This is a genomic window from Pseudomonas sp. (assembly GCF_049300855.1).
Classification (GTDB): domain Bacteria; phylum Pseudomonadota; class Gammaproteobacteria; order Pseudomonadales; family Pseudomonadaceae; genus Aquipseudomonas.
Genome location: NZ_JBAQKH010000061.1, coordinates 18,045 through 37,173 on the forward strand (window position 1 = coordinate 18,045; position 19,129 = coordinate 37,173).

The following is a 19,129-nucleotide window of genomic DNA, read 5'->3' on the forward strand; positions in this document are numbered from 1 at the left end:
GGAGCTGGCTTGCCAGCGATGAGGCCAACAGCTTCAAAAAAAATATCAGCCTCTTGTCTGGGCAGAGGCAGCCTCAGTATATGGCAGATTTTCAGCCAGCCTCGCCTTGCGCACAGTAACGCCATGAACACACTCGCAGACTTCTATCAAAATCTCGGCCTGGCCCTGTCCTTGCTGGTGATCATGACATTCATGCTCGCCGGCCTGATCAAAGGCGTGATCGGCCTCGGCCTGCCCACGGTCGCCATGGGCTTGCTCGGTCTGGCTATGGCGCCATCGCAGGCTGCGGCGTTGCTGATCATTCCGGCCACCCTGACCAATGTCTGGCAACTGGCATTCGGCGGGCACTTGAAAGGACTGATCAAACGCTTGTGGCCGATGCTGCTGATGATCTTCCTCGGCACCGGCGTCGGCACCTTGTCGATCGGCATGGCGGGCGGGCATTGGGTGGTGCGCGGACTGGGCGCGGCGCTGTTGCTTTATGCCTTGAGCGGACTGCTGCTGCCAACGCTGAGCATAAATCCGCGCCATGAACGCTGGCTCGGCCCGGTGTGCGGCTTGATCACCGGCGTCATCACCTCAGCCACGGGCGTGTTCGTGATTCCGGCGGTGCCGTATCTGCAAGCGCTGGGTTTGAATCGCGATGAACTGGTGCAGGCGCTGGGGCTGTCATTCACCGTTTCGACGCTGGCGCTGGCCGCCGGTCTGCTCTGGCGGGGTGCGCTCGGTAGCGGCGAACTCAGTGCCTCGTTGTTGGCGCTGATTCCGGCAGTGCTCGGCATGTTGCTCGGCCAATGGCTGCGCCAGCGCATCAGCGCCGTGCTGTTCAAGCGGGTGTTCTTTATCGGTCTGGGCGCGCTCGGCGCCCATTTGCTGATCAGCGGTTAGCCGAGGCCTCGCTGAGCATGTCGATCTGGCGGATATCGAAATCCTGTTCCAGATAATTCATGCGCTCGGCGAAGAACGCCTTCATGTGCGGCAGATTCGAATGCACATCCAGGTGCGCTTGCGACGCCCAGATCTCGTAGAAGATAAACAGCGTGGGATCTTCCTTGTCGCGCAACATGTGGTACTCGATGCAGCCCGGCTCAGCGCGACTCGGCTCAACGTATGCGCGAAACAGCGCTTCGAAAGCCTCGGCTTGTTCCGGGCGGGTCTTGGCGTGCAGGATAAAACCCAAACGTTCACTCATCACAACCACTCCTCAAATGCAGATGGCTGCGAATCCTATTGCAACAATCGGCGTTTGATTCGTGCTTTTCAGTCAAATGTATTTTGCGCAATCACGGCTTATTCCGCGCGAGGCGGATCGTTAATCTGCCGCCATTCCAATTTCTCTTCTCCATCCAGCCCTATGGCTGCGCCGAGGCTTTCTCATGAAAAAAGTGCTGTTGCTCAATGGCGGTAAAAAATTCGCTCACTCCGACGGTCGCTACAACACCACCCTGCACGAAGCCGCGCTGAGGGTGCTGGATCGCGGCGGCGTCGACGTCAAAACCACGTTCATCGACGAGGGTTACGACGTCGCTGAAGAAGTGGCGAAATTCCTTTGGGCCGACGTGATCATTTATCAGATGCCGGGCTGGTGGATGGGCGCACCGTGGACGGTGAAAAAGTACCTCGACGAGGTTTTCACCGAAGGCCACGGCAGCCTCTACGCCAGCGATGGCCGCACCCGTTCCGACGCCTCGCAAAAGTACGGCAGCGGTGGTCTGATTCAGGGCAAGCAATACATGCTGTCGCTGACCTGGAACGCACCGCAGCAAGCCTTCGACGACCCGACGGATTTCTTTGAAGCCAAAGGCGTTGATGCCGTGTACTTCCCTTTTCACAAGGCCAACGAGTTTCTCGGCATGACCGGTTTGCCGACGTTCCTTTGTGTCGACGTGATGAAGCGGCCGAATATCGAGGCTGATGTGGCGCGTTATGAGCAGCATTTGACTGAGGTGTTTGGCCTCAAGGGCTGATGCTCGGCTACTATCGAAGGCCTGAGCCTGCGGGGCAGGCCAATCGATTTGAGGACACCCGTGAAAGCCAGATCCGATGAGTTGCAGATTTTCGTCTGTGTGATCGAGTGCGGTTCGATCTCCGCTGCCGCCGAGCAGGTCGGGCAGACGCCATCGGCAGTCAGCCGCACGTTGTCGAAGCTGGAAGCCAAGCTCGACACCACACTGATCAACCGCACCACGCGGCGCATGGATCTGACCGAGGAGGGCAAGTACTTCTTCGAGCAGGCCAAGCTGATTCTCGACCAGATGGATCAACTCGAAGAACGCCTCTCTTCACGTCAGCAAACGCCGTCCGGGCGCCTGCGCATCAACGCGGCATCGCCGTTCATGCTGCATGCGGTCGTTCCGTATATCGATGAATTCCGTCGTCTTTACCCGGACATCCAGCTCGAACTCAACAGCAATGACCTGATCATTGACCTGCTGGAACAAAGCACCGACGTCGCCATTCGCATCGGCACCCTCGCCGATTCGACGCTGCACGCGCGCTCGCTCGGTTGCAGTCCGTTGTTGATCGTCGCCAGCCCCGCCTACCTGGAAAAACACGGCGCGCCGCTGCAAGTGGCGGATCTCAGCGAACACAGCTTGCTCGGCTTCACCCAGAACGAAGGCCTCAACCAATGGCCGCTGCGCTATGTGCACGGTGACCGCTGGCCGATCACCCCGGCGATCAGCGCCTCCAGCGGCGAGACTGTGCGCCACCTGGCGCTGGAAGGGCAGGGCATCGCCTGCCTGTCGCACTTCATGACCATCGATGACATTCGGGCCGGGCGCCTGAAAGTCTTGCTGGGCGAATTCAACAGCGGTTATCGCCAGCCGATCAACGCGGTGTACTACCGTAACTCGCAACTGGCGCTGCGCATTCAGTGCTTCCTCGACTTTATCCAGAGCAAACTCGCCGCTTACGCCAGCGCCGATTTCAAGGGCTGATTCGTGACCCCTGCGCAAGAGTGAATTGGCCGAGGGCGGGTTTTTCCCTCGGGTCGACGGGCAGATACTCGTCCCATCACTTACTCACGCAGGGAGTTTTTCCATGAACGTATTCGTCACCGGCGCTGCCGGTTTTATCGGCGGCTCGATCGCTACCGGTCTGGTTCAGGCTGGCCACACCGTTACCGGTCTGGTGCGCAGCGCCGAACAGGCTGCTGAGTTGAAAGCGCTTGGCATCACCCCGGTCTTCGGCACCCTCGACGACAAAACTCTGCTCGCCGCACAGGCGCGCGCCGCCGATGCGGTGATCAACGCCGCCAGCAGCGACCATCGCGGCGCGGTCGAAGCGTTGCTCGATGCCTTGCGCGGCTCCAACAAAGTCTTCCTGCACACCAGCGGTTCGAGCATCGTTGGCGATGCGTCGGGCGGTAAATCCAGCGACATCATTTACTACGAAGACAACTTGCCAGAGCCGACCGTCGACAAAGCTGCGCGTGTGGCCATCGACAACCTGATCCTCGCGGCGGCAAAGGATGGCGTGAATTCGGCGGTGATCTGCAACACGCTGATCTACGGCCACAGCCTGGGCGTCAAGCGTGACAGCGTGCAATTGCCGCGACTGCTCAAGCAAGCTCGCAAAAGCGGCGTGGTGCGCCACGTCGGCACTGGCCAGAACATCTGGTCCAACGTGCACATCGAAGACGTCGTCGCCCTCTACCTGCTGGCGCTGACCAAAAACGTCCCGGGCACGTTCTACTTCGTCGAAAGCGGCGAAGCCTCGTTCATCGACATGACCACCGCCATGGCCGAAGCCCTGAACCTGGGCCAACCGCAAGACTGGCCATTGAAAGACGCCGAAGCCGAATGGGGCTATGAAATGGCCAACTACGGCCTCGGCTCGAACAGCCGCGTACGCGGCAAACACGCCCGCGAACTGCTTGGCTGGGCACCAAAGCGCACGTCGGTGGTTGAATGGATTCGTAACGAAATGGTGTGATGGGTGTTTGAGCCCCGCTGGGCTTTGCTATCACCCTTCAAAATCTCCAAAACGGCTGCCATCGGGCAGCCGTTTTCGTTTAAGGCTTTGCGCTTATATTGCGTCAGACCTATGGTGCTCTGAAAGTCGCCAGTTCAGCAGGTACAGGGATGATTAACCGTTACGACGCAGAAGGGGCACAGGCAAATCCCTCGGTTGCTCGATGGATTTGAAAGGGACTGTCTTGCCAAATACACACCGTGCAGGCCCGAACTGGACGAGAACCTGATTCGCGCCATCGCTGTAACGCACGTGGAGTTCATCCTTATTCATCCCTTTCGCGAAGGTAATGGGCGCTTGTCGCGATTATTGGCGGATGTCATGGCCGTGCAGGCGGGCTACGTGCCGCTGGACTACAGCAGTTGGGAGCGAAACAAAGAGGCTTACTTTGCCGCGATCAATCAAGGGCTGAATTGCAACTACGAACCCATGGAGTATTGGGTTCGGCAGGCATTGTGGACTTGAGGCGGGGCTACTTGGCCAGGGACAAGTGCAGGAACTTACTGGATCTGAGTTTGAGTTTGCGCTCAATAGTCTCCACGCTTTGACCTGTCTCGATGGCTGTCGAACTGGCAACTGCGCGAATCAGAGTATCGGCTGTCAGTTTTTTTCTGGTGCGAGGCGTGGGGCTCATGGCAGGGACTCCGCGGAGGTTGTCAGGCGAGTATAGCGTTTGGCTGGCTTAGAGAAACACAACGTAGGGTTGGACGCGAACCTGTGGGAGCTGGCTTGCCAGCGATAGCGGTCGATCAGTCAGCATTTAAGTTGAATCTGTAGCCGTCATCGCTGGCAAGCCAGCTCCCACAGGTTATTCGCGTTGTACCTGATGCAACGCAATCAAACTGTGGGAGCGAGCTTGCTCGCGAAAGCGCTGGATCAGTCGCCAGAGATGTTGAATGTGAAGCCGTTTCGCGAGCAAGCTCGCTCCCACAGGGTTTTATGTTCGGCTGAGTATTATGTAAATCCCGCCCCGCTATTTTCATTAATCACGACAAGACATACCCATCAGCGACACGCCTTGCCTCTCCACGAAAATTACTTTCATGCGGTTTGAAATCTCGATCTCGAAATGATTTATGAGTTTCACAACCCATTCGAACGTGACCCTTTCGAGGAGTACCGCATGACGCCTTCCTTCGGCTATTGGCTGCTGGTCTATGCCGCCGTCGCCATCATCGCGCTGATCGTGTTGATCGCCCGTTACCGGCTCAATCCGTTCATCGTCATCACCCTGATTTCCATCGGCCTGGCGCTGGTGGCCGGGATGCCGCCGTCGGGCGTGGTGGGGGCGTATGAGGCCGGGGTGGGCAAGACGCTGGGGCATATTGCGCTGGTGGTCGCGCTGGGGACGATGCTTGGCAAGATGATGGCCGAGTCCGGTGGCGCCGAGCAGATGGCGCGTACGCTGATCGACAAGTTTGGCGAGAAGAACGCGCACTGGGCGATGGTCTGCATCGCGTTTCTGGTCGGGCTGCCGCTGTTCTTCGAGGTCGGGTTTGTCTTGCTGGTGCCGATTGCCTTTACCGTGGCGCGCCGCGTCGGCGTGTCGATTCTGATGGTCGGCCTGCCGATGGTCGCCGGCCTGTCGGTGGTGCATGCGCTGGTGCCGCCGCACCCGGCCGCGATGCTCGCGGTACAGGCTTATCAGGCATCGGTCGGGCAGACTTTGCTGTATGCGATCGCCATCGGCATTCCGACCGCAATCATTGCCGGGCCGCTGTACGCCAAATTCATCGTGCCGCGCATTCAATTGCCGGCGGATAACCCGCTGGAAAAACAATTTCTCGACCGCGAACCACGCGACAAACTGCCGGGTTTCGGCATCACCATGGCGACCATTCTGTTGCCGGTGGTGTTGATGCTGATCGGCGGTTGGGCCAACCTGATTTCCACGCCGGGCAGCGGTTTCAATCAGTTTCTGTTGTTCATCGGCAACTCGGTGATTGCGCTACTGCTGGCGACTTTGTTGAGCTTCTGGACGCTGGGTATCGCCCAAGGTTTCAACCGTGAATCGATTCTGAAATTCACCAACGAATGCTTGGCGCCGACCGCCAGCATTACTTTGCTGGTGGGTGCTGGCGGTGGTTTGAACCGCATTCTGGTCGACGCTGGCGTCACCGATCAGATCGTCGGCCTCGCTCATGAGTTTCACCTGTCGCCGCTGATCATGGGCTGGCTGTTCGCGGCGTTGATGCGCGTCGCCACCGGTTCCGCGACCGTGGCCATGACCACCGCGTCTGGGGTGGTCGCGCCGGTGGCCATTGGTCTGGGTTATCCACACCCTGAGCTGTTGGTGCTGGCGACTGGCGCTGGCTCGGTTATCTTTTCCCACGTCAACGACGGCGGCTTCTGGTTGATCAAGGAATACTTCAACATGACGGTCGCGCAGACGTTCAAGACCTGGACCGTGCTTGAGACGCTGATCTCGCTGGTCGCGTTCGGGCTGACTGTCGGCCTTTCTTACCTGCTGTAACCGGAGCCTGACGCCATGGACATCCTTTATCAGATCCGCGCCCGCCAGGATTCCTTCAGCGCCGGCGAAGGTCGCATCGCCCGGCTGATGCTCGACGACGTCGGTTTTGCCGCCAGCGCCAGCCTCGAAGACCTCGCGCAACGCGCCGAAGTCAGCACTGCCACGCTGTCGCGCTTCGCCCGCACTGTCGGCTGCCGCGACCTGCGTGATCTGCGCCTGCAACTGGCTCAGGCCAGCGGCGTCGGCAGCCGTTTTCTCGACCCGGCGGGCACGCCTGAGCAGTCGGCGTTCTACGGGCAGATCGTCGGCGACATCGAAACCACGCTGCGCCAGCACCTGGCCGGATTCGACGAGTCACGCTTTGCCGATGCGGTGAAAATGCTCGGTCAGGCGCGGATGATTCACGCCTTCGGCATGGGCGGTTGCTCGACCCTGTGCAGCGATGAATTGCAGGTGCGCCTGGTGCGCCTCGGCTATCCGATCGCGGTGTGCCATGACGCGGTGATGATGCGCGTCACCGCCGCCAGCCTCAACGCCGAGCAAGTGCTTATCGTCTGTTCGCTGACTGGCATCACCCCGGAATTACTTGAGACTGTCGAACTGGCGCGCAACTACGGCGCACGCATTCTGGCGATCACCCGCGCTGACTCGCCGCTGGCGGAACTGGCCGACATCGTCCTGCCGCTGCAAGGTGCGGAAACCTCGTTCATCTACAAACCGACGGCGGCGCGCTACGGCATGCTGCTCGCCATCGACGTGCTCGCCACCGAGCTGGCACTGGCCAATCCTGAAGACAATCAAGAACGTCTGCGGCGGATCAAACTCGCCCTCGACGAATACCGTGGCGGTGACGATCACCTGCCGCTGGGAGACTGACATGCTGTACGACACGCTGATTCGCAATGCCCTGATCATCGACGGCAGCAACGAGCCCGGTTACCGCGCCGACGTGGCGATCCGCGAGGGCCGCATCGAGCGTATCGGTGACTTGCACGACGCCACGGCAACCGAAGAAATCGACGCCGCCGGCCGTGTGCTGGCGCCGGGTTTTATCGACGTACACACCCATGACGACACCGTAGTCATCCGTCAGCCAGAGATGCTGCCAAAACTCAGCCAAGGCGTGACCACGGTGATCGTCGGTAACTGCGGGATCAGCGCTTCGCCCGTGACATTGAAGGGCAATCCGCCGGACCCGATGAACCTGCTCGGCACCGCGGCGGCGTTCGTTTATCCACGCTTCAGCGATTACCGCGCGGCGGTCGAAGCGGCCAATACCACATTGAACGTTGCCGCGTTGGTCGGCCATACGGCGCTGCGCAGTAATCATCTGGAAGACTTGTTCCGCACCGCGACGCTGGACGAAATTGCCGCAATGCGCGAGCAGTTGCGTGAAAGCCTTGAGGCCGGTGCCTTGGGCTTATCCACAGGCCTGGCCTACGCCAGCGCCTTCAGCGCCTCCACCGATGAAGTGAAGCAACTGACTGAAGAGCTGACGGCATTTGGTGCGGTGTACACCACGCATCTGCGCAGCGAATTCGAACCGGTGCTGGAGGCGATGGATGAAGCGTTCAGCATCGGTCGTCACTCGCGTTCACCGGTGATCATTTCCCACCTCAAGTGTGCCGGTGTCGGTAATTGGGGGCGCAGTCCGCAGTTGCTGAAGTCGCTCGAAGAAGCGGCGAAAAACCAACCTGTGGGTTGCGACTGCTATCCCTATGCGGCGAGCTCTTCGACGCTGGATCTCAAGCAAATCACCGACGCCCACCGCATCACCATCACCTGGTCGACGCCGCACCCGCAAGTCAGTGGTCGCGACCTGATCGACATCGCCGCCGAATGGGACATGCCGCTGCTTGATGCCGCCAAACGCCTGCAACCGGCGGGCGCGGTGTACTACGGCATGGATGAGGCCGATGTACGAAGAATCCTCGCGCATCCGTTGTCGATGGTCGGTTCTGACGGACTGCCGGAAGACCCGTTCCCGCATCCGCGTCTGTGGGGCGCTTTCCCACGGGTGTTGGGCCATTTCAGTCGCGACGTCGGCCTGTTTCCGCTGCACACCGCGGTGCACAAGATGACCGGTTTGTCGGCGGCGCGGTTTGGTTTGAAGGAGCGCGGCGAGATTCGTGAAGGTTTTTGGGCGGATCTGGTGTTGTTCGATCCGGCGACGGTGCGTGATGTGGCCGACTTCCACGACCCGCAGCGTGCGGCGCAGGGCATCGATGGCGTGTGGATCAACGGCGTATTGAGCTATCGCGATGGGCAGGCGAATGGTCGCCGGGCAGGGCGCTTTCTCGCTCGGCAGGGTGATCTGCGCGACAACTTTCATTGAGGATTCGTGGCGTGCATCACAGTAGTGGCACATTGCAATTAAAGAAAGCCATCAACAGGCCGAATTGCTGACATCCACCCCGTCTACACTGTGGGGCCAATCAGTCAGGGAGCACCCCATGAGCTTCGGCAAAACCACCCCGATCCTGCGGATTTTCGATGAAGCGAAGGCTGTCGAGTTTTACGTCGATTTCCTCGGTTTCAAGATCGACTGGCAGCATCGTTTCGAGGCGAATTTCCCGTTGTATCTGCAGGTGTCGCGCGGCGATTGTGTGCTGCATTTGTCCGAACATCATGGCGATGCGTGCCCGGGTTCGGCGCTGCGTATCGAGACCGACGAGCTGGAGGCTTTCCAACAGCAACTGATCGCCAAGGACTACAAGTTTTCGCACCCGCAGATTCAGGCGATGCCGTGGGGCAGCCAGGACATGACGATTGCCGATCCGTTTGGCAATCGGTTGGTGTTTACCAACGCGATTTGTCTCTGAGCTGAAAAGCCCCTCACCCTAGCCCTCTCCCGGAGGGAGAGGGGACTGACCGAGTTGTCTGACGCTGTACACCGACCTGAAAGATCTGCAGCGATTATGGATTCACGGCAATAGATCGATCTGAACCTGCTCGGTCAAATTCATAATCGACTCGGTCATTCAGGTCGATGTATAGCGCCAGACACCTCGGTCGGCCCCCTCTCCCTCCGGGAGAGGGCTGGGGTGAGGGGAAAGCGATTCACCCCCGATGCATCTGCCGAAACTCCCCCGGCGGCATCCCGCGCCGGCTCTTGAACGTGCGGTGAAACGACCTCGGTTCGGTAAACCCCAGATACTGCGCAATGTCCTGAATCGGCAGCGTGCTGTTGAGCAAATAATGCTCAGCCAATTCCTGGCGCAAATCATCGAGAATCTGCTGATACGACGTCCCCGCCTGATGCAACTGCCGCTGCAACGTGCGCACGGAAACAGCGAGCTGCTCGGCGACCTGTTCCTTGCGCGGTAAGCCTTCCTTGAGCAACTGCCGCAGGATGTTCTTCACCTGTTGCTCGAGCGACGCATCTTCCAGCGTCGCCATCAAGCCCAGCGCATGTTCTTCCAGGGTGCGCAGCAACTGCGCATCGGCCTGACGCAGCGGCAACTGCAAATAAGCCAGCGGCACGATCAGCGCCGAATACGGCTGATCGAACACCACCGGGCAATCGAAAAACGCTTCGTACTGCGCCGGCGTCGCTTCGGCCGGGCACGAATGTTCCAACCAGACCCCGGCCGGCGACATCTGCGTGTCGGCAATCCAGCGCGCGTATTGCAGCCACGAACCGAGCACATTTTCCACCAGATGCCGACGAATCCGTGGACGCTGATAGCGACACGTCCAGATCAAATGTACTTGGCCATCCAACACCTCGGCGCGGCTGACGCCCATGTCGCCGACCAGTTTCTCGAACGGCATGATCCGGCTCATCGCATCGCCCAGCGTCGCGCAGTTCATGGTGATGTAACCGAGCACGCTCCACGAATTGGGCAGGACGAAATTCGCCGCGTTGAGCCCGAACAGCGGATCTCCCGAGTGCTCGCAGAAATAATCGAGCAGGCGTTCATGCGCTTCACCGGGCAAACGCAGGGTGTTGTCGCTCAACTGCTGCGCCTGCAAACCCGCCGCCGCCAACGCCGGCTCGATGGCCATGCCCAGCTGTTCGGCATGGCGCAGGTACTTGAGCAGTGGCGGAACTGAAGTGAAGCCCAGCGATTGCATGATCCCATTCCTTTGATCAACGGCGGCGGAGGCGGACGAATAGCCTGAAAGGTAATTTGAAACCCCGACTAAAGTAAATGGCTGACGCTTGCGCGACGTTTGACTCAATTGGCTACACGAACTGGCCGGATGCGACCGTGACACTTTTCGGCCGCTGGCTAGTATGGGGGCCTGAAATATCACTGATCCGACGGTTAGAAGGACACACGCATGCGACGCTGGAACGGCTGGGGAGATGCAACCACGGTGGTCGAACTGCCGGCCCAGGGCGCGGAGTTTCTTCATGAGCGACTGGGCGAGGGGCGCGCGCTGCCCGATGCTTCGCTCGAAACAGCATTGGCGCGTGTGCCGATATCGCGATTGCCGGCGCACAGCTTGTACAGCGTCGATGCCCATGACCGCTTGCTGCATGCGCGCGGCCAGAGCCTGCCGGACTGGCTGGCGTTGCGTGAGGGTGCGCTGGGTAATTATCCCGATGCCGTCGCGTTCCCCGAGACCGCTGAACACATTCGCCAATTGCTGGCGCTCGCTCACGAACACGACTTGTGCTTGATCCCGTATGGCGGCGGCACGTCGGTGGCCGGGCACATCAATCCACCGGATTCGGCGCGGCCAGTGGTGACGGTGTCGCTGGCGCGGATGAATCGCCTGATCGATCTCGACGAACAAAGCCTGCTGGCGACGTTTGGCCCCGGTGCGAGTGGCCCGCAGGTCGAGAGCCAGTTGCGCGCGAAAGGCTACACGCTGGGGCATTTCCCGCAGTCGTGGGAGCTGTCGACATTGGGCGGTTGGGTGGCCAGCCGTTCCAGCGGTCAGCAGTCGTTGCGCTATGGCCGGATCGAGCAGTTGTTTGCTGGCGGCACTTTGGAAACCTTTGCCGGGCCGATGCACATTCCAACGTTCCCAGCCTCTGCCGCCGGGCCTGATCTGCGCGAAGTGGTGCTCGGTTGCGAGGGCCGTTTCGGGATCATTTCCGAAGTCAAAGTGCGGGTCAGCGCATTGCCCGCTGACGAGCGTTTCTACGGTGTATTTCTGCCCACTTGGACCAAGGCCCTGCAAGCCATCCGCCAACTCGCGCAGGCGCGCGTACCACTGTCGATGCTGCGCCTGTCCAACGCCGTCGAAACCGAAACGCAACTGGCACTGGCTGGTCATCCGCAACAAATCGCCTGGCTGGAAAAGTATTTGAAGCTAAGGGGAGCGGCAGAGGGCAAATGTCTGCTGACGTTCGGCGTAACCGGCAATCGCCGGCAAAACGCGCTGTCGCTAAAACAGGCGCGACAACACCTAAAATCGTTCGGCGGCGTATTCACCGGCACCTTGCTCGGCAAGAAATGGGCGCAGAACCGCTTCCGTTTTCCCTACCTGCGCGAGAACCTGTGGAACGCCGGTTACGTGGTCGACACCCTCGAAACCGCCACCGACTGGAGCAACGTCGACCACCTGCTCAACCTCATTGAAAACAGCCTGCGCGAGGCCTTGGCCGCGGAAGGCGAGCGCGTGCACGTGTTCACCCACCTGTCCCACGTCTACGGCGAAGGCTCGAGCATCTACACCACTTACGTGTTTCGCCCGGCGACGGATTACCCCGCGACGCTAGCGCGCTGGAAAGCGCTGAAACACGCGGCTAGCCAGACTATCGTCGACAACCACGGCACCATCAGCCACCAGCACGGCGTCGGCAAGGATCACGCGCCGTACCTGCTGCGCGAGAAGGGCGCACTGGCGATGGATACCTTGCAGGCGCTGAGCAAACATTTCGATCCAGCCGGGCGCCTCAACCCCGGCACGCTGTTGCCGGAGTGACGGCCATGAGTCAGGACTGGAACGCCGCATGGCGCCAGCAAGTTCTGCCGACGCTGGCCGAGGAAACCTGGGATCTGATCGTCATCGGCGGCGGTATCAGCGGCGCCGGAATCCTGCGTGAAGCGGCACGCCGAGGCTGGCGCTGTCTGTTGCTGGAGCAACGTGATTTTGCCTGGGGCACGTCCAGTCGATCGTCGAAAATGGTGCACGGCGGTTTGCGTTACATCGCCAAGGGGCAGTGGCGTCTGACCCGCGATTCGGTGCGCGAGCGTCAGCGCTTGCTCGACGAAGCGCCGGGGCTGGTCGAGCCGATGAGTTTCATGATGCCGCACTATCGCGGCGGCTTTCCCGGGCCTCGGGTGTTGGGTGGCTTGCTGCGCGTTTACGACGCCTTGGCCGGGCGTCGCAGCCATCGTTTTCATGATGCGCAACAGCTTCGATATCTGGCGCCGGGTGTGAAGGAAAGCGACTTGCTCGGCGGCACCAGTTTTGTCGATGCGCTGACCGACGATGCGCGGCTGGTGATGCGTGTGTTGAGCGAGGCACGGGCTGATGGCGCTGTCGTGGTCAACGGCGTGCGCGTCGAACATTTGCTGCGTGAGAACGGGCGAGTGTGCGGCGTTCAGGTCGAGGATTGCGAGGCCGGTTCGTCACTGCAATTGCGCTGCGGCGTGCTCGCTGTGGCAACTGGCGCTTGGGCTGAACGCTTGCGGCCGACTGAGGCGCCACGGCAATTGCGGCCGTTGCGCGGCAGTCATTTGTTGCTGCCGGGTTGGCGTTTGCCGGTGGCACAGGCGTTCACTTTTATGCATGAGCGTGATCGGCGGCCGGTGTTTGTTTTTCCGTGGGAAGGCACGACGGTGGTCGGCACCACGGACCTCGATCATCGTGAGGATCTCGATCAGAGCGCGAGCATCAGCGGCGAAGAACTCGACTATCTGCTGGCGGCCTGCACGCAACAGTTTCCCGGCGCAGAAGTGACGGCCAATGACGTGCTGTCGACCTGGTCGGGCGTGCGTCCGGTGGTGGGCAACGCTGGTGCGCATCAAGACAAACCCTCGAACGAAACCCGTGAACATGTGCTGTGGCAGGAGCCCGGTTGCGTGACCCTGGCCGGCGGCAAACTGACCACGTTTCGCCCGCAAGCCATCGAAATGCTCAAGGCCTGCGCGAGCATGCTGGGTCGCACCTTTGTCGATGACGCCGCGCCAGTGTTTGCTGCTGTGCCAGCGTTGCCGATCGCGGCACTGAGCAGCCATCAGTGGCGACGTCTGGCCGGGAGGCATGGTCGAGAGCTGCCAAGGCTGGCGCAACTGATCAAAGACGTCGGCCACGACACGATCGGCGCCACGGATACGTTGTGGGCGGAATTGGCCTTCGCCTGCGAGAGCGAAATGGTTCTGCACCTGGATGATCTACTACTGCGCCGCACGCGTCTCGGCCTGCTGCTGCCCCATGGCGGCGAAGATTATTTCAACGCCATCCGTCAACTCTGCCAGCCGCGACTGGGCTGGAGCGACGAACACTGGCAGCAGGAAGTGCAGCGTTATCAGGCATTGTGGCGACGCCATCACGGTTTACCGGATGCCACGCCTTGATGCCCCTTGAAGAGAGCTCCATGGATAACCACCCGAACAAGCGTTACCTGCTGGCCATCGACAACGGCACACAGAGCGTGCGCGCGCTGCTTTTCGATTTGCAGGGCAATCTGCTCGGCAAAGGCAAGGTCGAGCTGCAGGCGTATTACTCGACGCAACCGGGCTGGGCCGAGCAGGATCCGGAGTATTACTGGGCGAAACTCGGCGAGGCGTGTCAGCAAGTCTGGGCGCAAACCGGCATCGATCGCTCGCAGATTGCCGGCGTGTCGCTGACCACTCAGCGCGGCACAGTGATCAATGTCGATGCCGAGGGCAAACCGCTGCGCCCGGCGATTCTGTGGCTCGATCAGCGTCAGAGCGAAGTCGAGGGCGGGATCAAGGGACCGTGGGGCTGGTTATTCAAACTGGTCGGCGCGCAAGGCACTGTGGATTACTTTCGTGCCCAGGCTGAGGCGAACTGGATCGCTCAGCATCAGCCTGAAGTGTGGGCGGCGACGGACAAGTTTTTACTGCTCTCGGGGTTTCTCACCCATCGACTGTGCGGGCGTTTTGTCGACTCGGTCGGTTGCTGTGTCGGCTACCTGCCGTTCGACTTCAAACGGCTGAAATGGGCCGCGCCGAGTGACTGGAAATGGCAGGCACTGGCGGTGCGCCCCGAGCAATTGCCGAGCCTGCACAAACCCGGTGAAACCCTCGGCTACATCACCGCCGAGGCCGCTCGCCACACCGGTATCCCCGAGGGCTTGCCGCTGATTGCGGCGGGTGCCGACAAGGCTTGCGAAGTGATCGGTGCCGGCGTGGTCGAAGCGGGTACGGTGTGCCTGTCCTACGGCACCACGGCGACGATCACCAGCACCCGATCGCGTTATCTGGAAATCGTCCCGTTGATCCCGCCGTACCCCTCGGCAGTGCCGGATCAGTACAACTGCGAGGTGATGATTTATCGCGGTTACTGGATGGTCAGCTGGTTCAAGAACGAGTTCGGTCTGCGCGAGATGCAGCAGGCCAAAGAGCAGGGCATCGAGCCGGAGCAGTTGTTCGATGCGCTGGTCGATGCAGTGCCGCCGGGCTCGATGGGATTGATGCTGCAACCGTACTGGTCGCCGGGGATTCGCGAGCCGGGTGTCGAGGCGAAAGGCGCGATGATCGGCTTCGGCGATGTGCACACCCGTGCGCATATTTACCGGGCGATTCTGGAAGGGCTGGCGTACGCGTTGCGCCAGGGCATGGAGAATATCGAGCGGCGTTCCAAGGTTTCGATCAAGCGTCTGCGCGTGGCCGGTGGCGGCTCGCAAAGTGATGCGGCGATGCAGCTCACGGCGAATATTTTCGGCCTGCCGGCGGAGCGTCCGCATGTGTATGAAGCGTCGGGTCTGGGCGCGGCGATTTGTTGTGCGGTGGGGTTGGGGTTGCATGCGGATTTCCCCACGGCGATCGCGGCGATGACCCGGGTCGGCGCGGTTTTTACCCCGCAACCCGAGGCGCAGAAAATCTACGAGCAACTGTACAAAGAGGTCTACCTGCGCATGTACCGCCAGCTCAAGCCGCTGTATCAAAGCATCCGCAAAATCACCGGTTACCCCGCCTGAAAGAACACCACCAATCCCTGTGGGAGCGAGCTTGCTCGCGAATGCGGAGTGTCAGTCAATATTGTTTTGTCTTACCCACCGCTTTCGCGAGCAAGCTCGCTCCCACAAGTTTATGCGGTGGAATCAGATCCTCTTATGTGGCGCCATCGGAGACCTTTTCTGGCGAAATCGGACAGTGTCAGCGCCGGGGGCGGTTGTTAGGCTCATCCCCCACGGCACCGCCAATAAGAACGAAAAGCAATGAAGCTGACCTTCCTCCTGTTGCTGCTTTGTGCAACCGCCCCGAGCGCCTGGGGCTGGTCGAACCATACGGTCGGCAGCTATCTGGCGTTGCAGGACCTGCCAGCGTTGCGCGACGCGCCAGCGGTTGCAGTCGAGCCTCTGGAGCATTTTCTCACCGAGCAATACCCGGCCGTGCTGGCGCTGTTGGAACAGCAGGAAAGCTTCGCCCGCGCGCACTTCGCCCAGTACCCGCCACGGCCCGACAACCTGAAATTGCCGGCGGTACCGAGTGACAATTTGCGCCACGACTTTCTCACTGCGCTGCGCATCAATCCCGAGATTCATCTGGCGATGGTCATCCAGCCATTGCCCGGTAAAGACCTGCCTGAACGTGAGCACTTGCAGGCCAATCAAGTCATGGTCGAGCAAACCCTCTCTCCATGGAATCGCCAGCGCTTCATCGTTGTCGCCGAGCACGAAAAAGTCGCGCCTCTCGCAGTGCTCGCCAGCGCCGCCGACGAACCGGATTACGGTCATGACATCAACCTGTTCAGCGACAACCCTGGTGCAGTCGGCGCGGTCTATGGCTTCGGCCCGCAACCGTTCGGCGATGCGCGTTTCCAGTACAGCTCGCAGGCGCCGTTCCACATGGGCTTCTTCCACGAAAGCCCCGTGGTGTACGCCGCTGCCGGTTTCCTCGAGCGCAGTTGGCCGGACTGGCGCGCCTATCAATACATGGGCCTGGCGCGACTGGCGTTTGCCAGCGGTCATCCGTACTGGGGCTATCGCTTTCTCGGCTGGGGCCTGCACCACATTCAAGACCTGACTCAGCCGTATCACGCCAAGCCCTTGCCGGGCGTCGACCTCGCCAGTCTTCTGTTGCTGGAAGGCAAGGCAATCGCCGGTTTCGCTGAGGACAAACAAGCCTCGATCGAACGCGTCGCCACTCGGCACATGGAAGTGGAGAAGTACCAGTCGACCTGGCTGCGCCGCTTGCTGCGCGCCGGTCAGCCGCACCCGATGCTCGCGGCTTACACCGATGTGGCTCAGGACAAAACCTACCCGCCGTACTCGGTCGACTACCTGCGCGAAGTGGTCAGTGCCGAGTCGGTCAACGACTCCGCAGCGTTTGATGAGGCCATCGGGCAGTGGCTTGAGACAGCACCGACTACCGGTGATTTCAGCAGCGGCAATCAGCTGCATCGCGAAGATTTCGACCATCCGGCACTTAACCAGCAGCTATTCAAATTGCTCGGGCATTTCGGATCACACAGCCGGATTTACGTCAGCGCGGGATTGGCGCCGTAGCGCGGCAACGCACACCACAACAATAAAAACACAGGGAAGGAGGAACACATGATCAACACTCGATTGCGCCTGACGGGCGCGGCGCTCCCCGGTGTCGGCCTGGCCGGGCTGCTGCAACTGTGCGCAGTCGATGCGGCGCACGCGGTGGAGTTCAGCTTCATGGACAAACAGGTCACCGGTTCCGTCGACACGACCTTGTCTTACGGCCGTTTGTGGCGGGTGCAGGGCCGCGATAAAACCAACGATGACGTCAACACCAACGACGGCAATCGCAACTTCGACACCGGGCTGGTTTCCGAGGTGTACAAGATCACCTCCGAACTTGAAGCCAACTATCAGAACTACGGCGTGTTCGTGCGCGGCACCGCGTTTTACGACACGCAACTGATGGACAAGCGCAACGACTACTACGACAACAACAGCCCCTCGCAACCGAGCCAGAGCTACCCGCAGGACGACCATTTCACCGGCCAGACCCGCGACATCGCCGGCAGCCGTATCGAGATGCTCGACGCCTATGTGCACGGCAGCTGGGACGTCGCGCAGATGCCGGTGACCGCGCGCGTCGGTCGCCAAGTGTTCAACTGGGGCGAGGGGATTTTCTATCGCGGCGGGATCAACACCACCAACCCGGTGGACGCCGCCAAGTACCGTTTGCCCGGCGCCGAAGTCAAGGAAGTGCTGGTGCCGGTCGAGGCGCTGAGTTTCAACATCGGCCTCACTGATTCACTGACCATGGAGAGTTTCTACCAGACCAACTGGAAGGAAACCCGCATCGATCCGGTTGGCACGTTCTACTCGCAAACCGACCTGTTCGCCGACGGCGGCAACACCGGTTACAACAACTTCAGCGGCACGGCGCTCGACACACCGGTGCCGGGGTTTGGCAATGTCATCGGTTTGTACAGCGCACTGGGCAACAACCCGTTGCTGAGTTCCGCCCTGCAAAGCACCGGGCTATACGCCAATGGCGTGACGCCGGCCTACGGCAATACGCTGAAAGTGGCGTCGATCGGCAAGGATTACAACGCACGAAACGACGGGCAGTTCGGCTTCGCTTTCCGCTACATCGCCGAGCAGCTCAACAGCACCGAGTTCGGTTTGTACATGGTCAACTACCACGCCAAGGAGCCGACCATCGCGGCGGATCTGGGCGGCTACAAAGGCATCGATATGGATGCGCTGACCAACCTGTTGTCCGGTGTCGCCGGCAGTCAGGCCGGGGCGCTGGCCAATGGTCTGGCCACCGCTGATGTGATGGGCAATATCCAGGCGCACCGGCGTTACGCCGAAGACATCCGCATGTACGGCTTCAGCTTCAACACCACGTTGGGCGAGGCGTCGGTGTTCGGTGAAATTGCTTATCGGCCGAATCTGCCAATCGGCGTTGCGGCCACCAACGATCTGATCGGCGACCTGGCCAACGGCGCGGCTGTGGCGGTGACGGGCAAGTCGGTCAACGTCGGCGGGCAGATGGTCACTCTCGATAGCCAGATCAACAACGCCGAGCGCGTCGAAGCCTTCAACACCTCGCTCGGCACCATTTACAACTTCGGCCCGACGGCCTCGTTCGACTCGCTGTTCGGCATCTTCGAACTGGCCTCCGAGCACCTGCGCGGCAGCAGTTTGCAATACACCGCGTATGACGGCAGCCGTCGTTATTACGCCGGCACCGGTAACTATTCCTATGTGTCTGGCGGTGATCGAGACGATCAGGTCAACCGCAATTCCTACAGCTACACGGCGATGCTCAACGGCACATGGAACGACGTGTACGCCGGGGTCAACGTCTCGCCCTACATCGTTTACAAGGATGATTTCGAAGGCAACAGCTATCAGGCCGGCAACACCATCGAAGGTCGCAAGGCCTACACGCTGGGGATCAAGGCCAACTACCAGAACAAGCTTGAAGCCGAACTGCAATACACCGAGTTCTACGGCGGCGGGCAGAACAACGGCATCCGCGACCGCGACAACGTCGGGTTCAACCTCAAGTATTTCCTTTGATTGCCCAGAACAAAACTTGCGGCACCCCGTCCCCCTGTGGGAGCGGGCTTGCCCGCGATGACGGCAGCACATTC

The 19,129-nt window shown here is 60.5% G+C and carries 16 protein-coding genes; 14 read left to right on the top strand and 2 right to left on the bottom strand.

Annotated features, from left to right (window positions below):
- The first annotated feature begins 123 nt into the window (after positions 1-123).
- A complete protein-coding gene (locus WA225_RS28340) occupies positions 124-888 on the top strand; it encodes a sulfite exporter TauE/SafE family protein (protein WP_422610500.1) in 765 nt (254 codons plus the stop codon).
- Here WA225_RS28340 and WA225_RS28345 read toward each other — a convergent pair.
- Positions 878-1,192: a putative quinol monooxygenase gene (locus WA225_RS28345; RefSeq protein WP_422610501.1), complete on the bottom strand. Its 315-nt coding sequence runs from the start codon at positions 1,190-1,192 to the stop codon at positions 878-880. The two genes, WA225_RS28340 and WA225_RS28345, sit on opposite strands and share 11 nt — an antisense overlap.
- A gap of 184 nt (positions 1,193-1,376) precedes the next feature.
- Between WA225_RS28345 and WA225_RS28350 the strand changes: the two genes are divergently transcribed.
- The 8 genes from WA225_RS28350 to WA225_RS28385 all read left to right on the top strand — a co-directional run bounded on the left by WA225_RS28350 (position 1,377) and on the right by WA225_RS28385 (position 9,270).
- On the top strand, positions 1,377-1,967 hold the full coding sequence (locus WA225_RS28350; RefSeq protein WP_422610502.1) for an NAD(P)H-dependent oxidoreductase: 591 nt from the start codon (positions 1,377-1,379) through the stop codon (positions 1,965-1,967).
- A gap of 60 nt (positions 1,968-2,027) precedes the next feature.
- The gene (locus tag WA225_RS28355; protein WP_422610503.1) at positions 2,028-2,939 is read left to right on the top strand and encodes a LysR substrate-binding domain-containing protein; all 912 of its coding nucleotides are present in this window, start codon (positions 2,028-2,030) and stop codon (positions 2,937-2,939) included.
- A gap of 103 nt (positions 2,940-3,042) precedes the next feature.
- Positions 3,043-3,936: an NAD-dependent epimerase/dehydratase family protein gene (locus WA225_RS28360; RefSeq protein ID WP_422610504.1), complete on the top strand. Its 894-nt coding sequence runs from the start codon at positions 3,043-3,045 to the stop codon at positions 3,934-3,936.
- Between the two features lie 195 nt (positions 3,937-4,131).
- On the top strand, positions 4,132-4,440 hold the full coding sequence (locus WA225_RS28365) for a Fic family protein (RefSeq protein ID WP_422610505.1): 309 nt from the start codon (positions 4,132-4,134) through the stop codon (positions 4,438-4,440).
- Between the two features lie 658 nt (positions 4,441-5,098).
- Positions 5,099-6,448, top strand: coding sequence for a GntP family permease (locus tag WA225_RS28370; RefSeq protein ID WP_095051052.1), 1,350 nt, complete (start codon positions 5,099-5,101; stop codon positions 6,446-6,448).
- A gap of 15 nt (positions 6,449-6,463) precedes the next feature.
- Positions 6,464-7,324 carry a MurR/RpiR family transcriptional regulator gene (locus WA225_RS28375; protein ID WP_093442302.1) on the top strand — a complete coding sequence of 287 codons (861 nt, stop codon included), beginning with the start codon at positions 6,464-6,466 and terminating at the stop codon, positions 7,322-7,324.
- Position 7,325: 1 nt separating this feature from the next.
- Positions 7,326-8,783, top strand: coding sequence for an N-acyl-D-amino-acid deacylase family protein (locus WA225_RS28380; RefSeq protein WP_422610506.1), 1,458 nt, complete (start codon positions 7,326-7,328; stop codon positions 8,781-8,783).
- Positions 8,784-8,901: 118 nt separating this feature from the next.
- Complete coding sequence (locus WA225_RS28385; protein ID WP_422610507.1) at positions 8,902-9,270, top strand: glyoxalase superfamily protein; 369 nt, start codon at positions 8,902-8,904, stop codon at positions 9,268-9,270.
- A 238-nt stretch (positions 9,271-9,508) separates the two neighbouring features.
- Here the strand turns inward: WA225_RS28385 and WA225_RS28390 are convergent, their stop codons facing one another.
- Positions 9,509-10,525, bottom strand: a complete 1,017-nt coding sequence (locus WA225_RS28390) for an AraC family transcriptional regulator (protein WP_422610508.1) — start codon at positions 10,523-10,525, stop codon at positions 9,509-9,511.
- Between the two features lie 210 nt (positions 10,526-10,735).
- On the opposite strand from WA225_RS28390, the gene WA225_RS28395 reads away from it, so the two are divergent.
- The 5 genes from WA225_RS28395 (at position 10,736) to WA225_RS28415 (ending at position 19,055) form a co-directional block, all read left to right on the top strand.
- A complete protein-coding gene (locus WA225_RS28395; RefSeq protein WP_422610509.1) occupies positions 10,736-12,331 on the top strand; it encodes an FAD-binding oxidoreductase in 1,596 nt (531 codons plus the stop codon).
- Between the two features lie 5 nt (positions 12,332-12,336).
- Positions 12,337-13,929 (top strand): glycerol-3-phosphate dehydrogenase/oxidase, encoded by a 1,593-nt coding sequence (locus WA225_RS28400; RefSeq protein ID WP_422610510.1) that lies wholly within the window; start codon positions 12,337-12,339, stop codon positions 13,927-13,929.
- 20 nt (positions 13,930-13,949) lie between these two features.
- Positions 13,950-15,518, top strand: a complete 1,569-nt coding sequence (locus tag WA225_RS28405; RefSeq protein WP_422610511.1) for an FGGY-family carbohydrate kinase — start codon at positions 13,950-13,952, stop codon at positions 15,516-15,518.
- A 240-nt stretch (positions 15,519-15,758) separates the two neighbouring features.
- A complete protein-coding gene (locus WA225_RS28410) occupies positions 15,759-17,048 on the top strand; it encodes a phospholipase (RefSeq protein WP_422610512.1) in 1,290 nt (429 codons plus the stop codon).
- A 48-nt stretch (positions 17,049-17,096) separates the two neighbouring features.
- Positions 17,097-19,055 carry a DUF1302 domain-containing protein gene (locus tag WA225_RS28415; protein ID WP_422610513.1) on the top strand — a complete coding sequence of 653 codons (1,959 nt, stop codon included), beginning with the start codon at positions 17,097-17,099 and terminating at the stop codon, positions 19,053-19,055.
- Positions 19,056-19,129 lie beyond the last annotated feature (74 nt).